We start from the raw sequence: 4,309 nt of genomic DNA, 5'->3' as shown, positions 1-4,309 counted from the left end.
GGGCCTGCCCTTCCGCGGGCTGGGCACGGCCTTGCGGAACGCACCGGTCGCGTCGCCTCGGCCTCGAAGCCTCCGTCGTGCTCGTCGCGGGCGTCTTCGCCGGGCTCGGCGGCGCCCTCGCCGCGGTGCTCGCCCTCGTGCTCGTGCGCCGGCTGGGGCCTCGCCCGGGACGGCTCATCGCGCTGGGGGCCGGCCTGCTCGTGCTCGCCGCCCTGGCCTTCGTCGCCCAGCTGGCCTGGGTCGACGGCACGCTCGGGTCGGTGAGCGCCGACTCGGTGCGCTCGGCCCTCGTCCCGCACCACATCGCCGCGCCGGCCTCGTGCTCGCCATCATCGGCACCTATCTGCGCCCTGACCCACCGGAGGAGATCGACCCGTGACCGACCGTCAGCCGGAGGAGACGACGGAGTCCGTCACCGTCGTCGTCCCGACCCGCAACAACATCCGCACGATCGAGGCCTGCCTGCGCTCGGTCGTCGAGCAGAGCCACCCCGACGTCGAGCTCATCGTCGTCGACAACCACAGCACCGACGGCACCCCGCAGGTGGCCGAGCGTCTCGCCGACCGGGTGATCACGGCCGGTCCGGAGCGCTCCGCGCAGCGCAACACCGGCATCGAGGCGGCGCGCGGCGAGTGGGTCCTCTGGCTCGACAGCGACATGATCCTGCCGCCGCGGACCATCGCGCTGGCCCTCGAGACCGCCCGGGCGACCGGCGCGACGGGCATCGCCCTGCCCGAGCGCACCATCGGCGAGGGCTTCTGGACCGCCTGCCGGGCCCTGGAGCGCGAGTGCTACCTCGACGACCCGTGGCTCCACAACCCCCGCCTCGTCCGGCGCGAGTACCTCCTCGGCGAGGGCGCCTTCCACACCGACATGTCCGGTCCCGAGGACGCCGACCTGCGGATGAAGATGCGCGCGACCGGCGCGGGCATCGAGCTGGCCCCGATCATCGTCGACCACGACGAGGGGCGCCTCACCGTCCGCGACGTCATGGGCAAGCGCTACTACTACGGGCGCAGCATCCCCGCCTTCGCGCAGGAGCACGAGGGCGCCGTCGGTGCCCAGGGCAAGGCCGTGCTGCGCTCCTACGTGCGCAACCACCGTCGCCTGCTGCAGGACCCGGTGCACGCCGCCGGCATGGTCGCCCTGCGCGCGATGGAGGCCGGGGGCTATGCCCTCGGCGCCCGTCGCGGTCGACGCGACCGGCGGGCCGGGCGGCGTCGTGAGCGAGGCCCTGCGCCGCATGCTCTGGGTCTCGCTGCCCGACCAGCGAGCCCGGCGCGAGCTCTACTGGATGTCGCGGATGCCCGGCACCCGCGTGCGGGCCATGGCCCAGCAGGAGCCCGTGGGTGACATCGACTGGATCCCGAGCACCTACCGCCGACCGATCAAGCGCTTCATCGAGGCCGGGGCCCTCGCCTGGGTGCGCGGCCTCGACGAGCAGCCGGCCGGCGAGTACGACTGGGTGACCTCCCTCGAGCTGTGCTCCCTCGTCACCGGACAGGCGTCCCGCTGGCGCCGGCGGGCTCGCCGCGGGGGAGCGGCCCGTCCGCTCCAGGCGGTCATCACGTGGGAGAACCTGCCCGACCAGCCGCTCTACAAGGTGCCGCCCTACCGTCAGGCGCTCAACTCCTGCCGGGACGCCGACCTCCTGCTGTGCATGGTCGACGCAGCACGCGACCACCTGCTGGCCAACGACTTCGACGACGAGCTGATCCGGGTCGTCAGGCCCGGGGTCGACACCGAGCTCTTCCACCCCGCGGACCGGCCCGTCGAGGACCCCGTCGTCGTCTTCGCCTCGCCGCTCGCGGACAACAAGGGCATCGACCGCGTCCTCGACGCCATGTCGATCGTGCGCCGCGAGATCCCGGAGGCCCGGCTCAAGGTCGCCGGCCGCGGCCCCCTCGAGCCGCTCGTGCGCGAGGCGGCGGCACGCCCCGGCTCCGGCGTCGAGCTCGTCGGGTCGCTCGACACGGCCGGCGTCGCCGACCTCATGCGCTCGGCCGCGGTCTTCGCCACCGCACCCCGCCCGACGTGGAAGTGGACCGAGCAGCTGGGCCTGGCCTACCTCGAGGCCCAGGCCTGCGGGCTGCCCGTCGTGACGACCCGGTGCGGGACCAACGACGAGGCGGTGCAGGCGCCCAACGCGCTCGTCGACGACGACGTCGAGGCCCTTGCCGATGCGCTCGCGGGATTCCTGCGTGACCCCGCCCACCGGGCCGAGGTCGGCGCGGCCAACCGGGAGCACGTCCTGACCCACCACGACCTGGCGACCCAGTGCGTCGCGATGGGCGAGGCCTTCGCCGAGATCGAGGCGCTGCACTCACGGTGAGCGATCGACGAGGGCTCGCGCGCCCCGGCGTCGTCGGGGCGCTCACCGGTGCCCTCGCGGGGCTGGTCGTCTCGGGCCGGCCTCGCGCCCGGCTACACGCTCCACTACGACCTCGTCTTCGTCCCCGACCTGCCGCTGTCGCCGCGCACCCTCGGCACCGACGGCAGCGTGCCGCGGGCGGTGCCCAACGACCTCGTCGTCGCCCTGCTCGGCCTCGTGCTCCCGGGGTGGCTCGTGCAGAAGGTGCTGCTCCTGCTCGCCTTCGTCGTCGGCGGGGCCGGCGCCGGACGGCTGGCGCGCACCGTCCCGGGCCGTCGCGGCGGCACGTGCTGTGGTCGTGGAACCCCTGGCTCGGCGAGCGCCTGGGCATCGGTCACTGGGGGTACGTCCTCGGCGCCGCGCTCCTGCCGTGGGTGCTTGCCGCCGCGAGCCGGCGGCGCGGCGACCTCCGCAGCCAGGCCGGTCTCGTCCTCGCCCTCACCCTCGCCTCGCTCGGTGGCTCGACCCCCGGCGTGCTGGCCACCCTGCTCGCCGTCACCGTCGTCGCGGTCGGGGGTGGCCCCCTTCGCCTCGTCGTGCGCGACCTCGCCGTCGTCGTCGTGACGGCGCTGCTCGCCAATGCCGCGTGGTGGTGGCCCTTCCTGCGGGCTTCGTCGCGGGCCGCCGACCCCGGTGGGGCGAGCGCCTTCGCGGCCGGCGCCGACACCCCCTTCGGTGTCCTCGGCTCGCTCCTCCTCGGCGGTGGGCTGTGGAACGACCGCACGTGGTTCGTCGAGCGCACGACCTGGCCGGTCGCCTTCGTGGCGCTGCTCGCCGTCGTCCTCGTGCTCGTCGTCGCGGGGCGCAGCCCGGGCTGGTGGCGTGACCCACGTACCCGGGGTGCGAGCATCGCCGGGCTCGTCGGTCTCGCGGTCGCGGCGCTGGCGGCGCTGCCCGGCGGCCGCACGCTCCTCGAGTGGGTCGTCACCACCGTTCCCGGCGGGGGACTGCTGCGTGACGGGCAGAAGTTCGCGGTGCTGTGGGTGCTGCTGCTCACCCTCGCGTCCGCCGTCGTCGTCGACCGACTCCGGGAGCGTGGCCTGCCCGGTGTCGTCACCGTGGTGGCCGTGCTGTGGCCGGTCGCCACCCTGCCCTCGCTCGCGTGGGGGCACTCCGGTGCCTGGGGCAGCGTCGACTACCCCGACGACGTGCTCACGGTGAGCCGGGAGCTGAGCGAGAGCGGCGACCCCGTGGCCGTCTTCCCGTGGTCGACCTATCGCCGGTATGCCTGGGACGACGACCGCGTCGTGCTCGACCCGTGGAACCGGCTCCTGCCGCAGGAGGTCGTCGCGGACGACCGGCTGCCGCTGCGGGATCGGGTCGTCGCGGGGGAGGACCCTGCGGCGAGTGCCGTGACCTCCGCCCTGGCCGAAGGGAGGGATGTCACCGACGTCCTGCGCCGCCACGGCGTGCGGTGGGTCGTCGTCGCCACCGACCAGCCGGTACCGGAGGGCAGCCTCCCCGACCTCGCGGGCACCCCGTCGCGCACCGTCGGCGACCTCGAGGTCCACGACCTCGGGCCGGTGACGACCTCGCGGGCGCCGGCCGACCCCGCCCGGTGGCTCGGCCTGGCCGGCACCGCGGCCGCCGTCATCGGTTCGCTGGCGCTCGTCCTGGTCGCTCGCCGACATGAGACCCGCGCGACACCGTGACGACTCGCCTCAAGTGACCGCCCGGTATAGAGTGGCCTGCGAACCACACACCGCCAACGGAGGACTTCGAAGTGAACACCGGCTCCAAGAAGGTCGCCTACAACGTCGGCGGCACCGTGCTCGGCGCACTCCTCGCGGCCCTGGCCATCTTCGGCATCGTCCAGGTGCAGAACGGTCAGTCGATGCCGCAGGAGAACCAGCAGGTCATCAACTACAACAGCTGAGGCACCCCGCCCCACGACAAGGGGGCGTCCGCGTCGTCGAGCGGACGCCCCTCGTCGTCGCC

At 74.3% G+C, this 4,309-nt stretch carries 4 protein-coding genes; all 4 read left to right on the top strand.

Features of this window, described 5'->3' with window-relative positions:
• Positions 1-375: 375 nt before the first annotated feature.
• The 4 genes from AC2W7J_RS16330 (at position 376) to AC2W7J_RS16315 (ending at position 4,247) form a co-directional block, all read left to right on the top strand.
• Positions 376-1,353, top strand: coding sequence for a glycosyltransferase family 2 protein (locus AC2W7J_RS16330; RefSeq protein WP_485983691.1), 978 nt, complete (start codon positions 376-378; stop codon positions 1,351-1,353).
• Positions 1,244-2,332 (top strand): glycosyltransferase family 4 protein, encoded by a 1,089-nt coding sequence (locus tag AC2W7J_RS16325; RefSeq protein WP_485983689.1) that lies wholly within the window; start codon positions 1,244-1,246, stop codon positions 2,330-2,332. The genes AC2W7J_RS16330 and AC2W7J_RS16325 overlap by 110 nt, the downstream gene beginning before the upstream one ends.
• Positions 2,333-2,658: 326 nt before the next feature.
• On the top strand, positions 2,659-4,023 hold the full coding sequence (locus AC2W7J_RS16320) for an MmpA family trehalose lipid delivery protein (protein ID WP_485983687.1): 1,365 nt from the start codon (positions 2,659-2,661) through the stop codon (positions 4,021-4,023).
• 71 nt (positions 4,024-4,094) lie between these two features.
• Positions 4,095-4,247, top strand: a complete 153-nt coding sequence (locus AC2W7J_RS16315) for a hypothetical protein (protein WP_255183533.1) — start codon at positions 4,095-4,097, stop codon at positions 4,245-4,247.
• Positions 4,248-4,309: the final 62 nt, after the last annotated feature.

Source organism: Janibacter sp. CFPM2_SD2, assembly GCF_057364645.1.
Note: the sequence above shows the minus strand (reverse complement) of the source record. Positions and strands in the feature narration are given on the sequence as shown.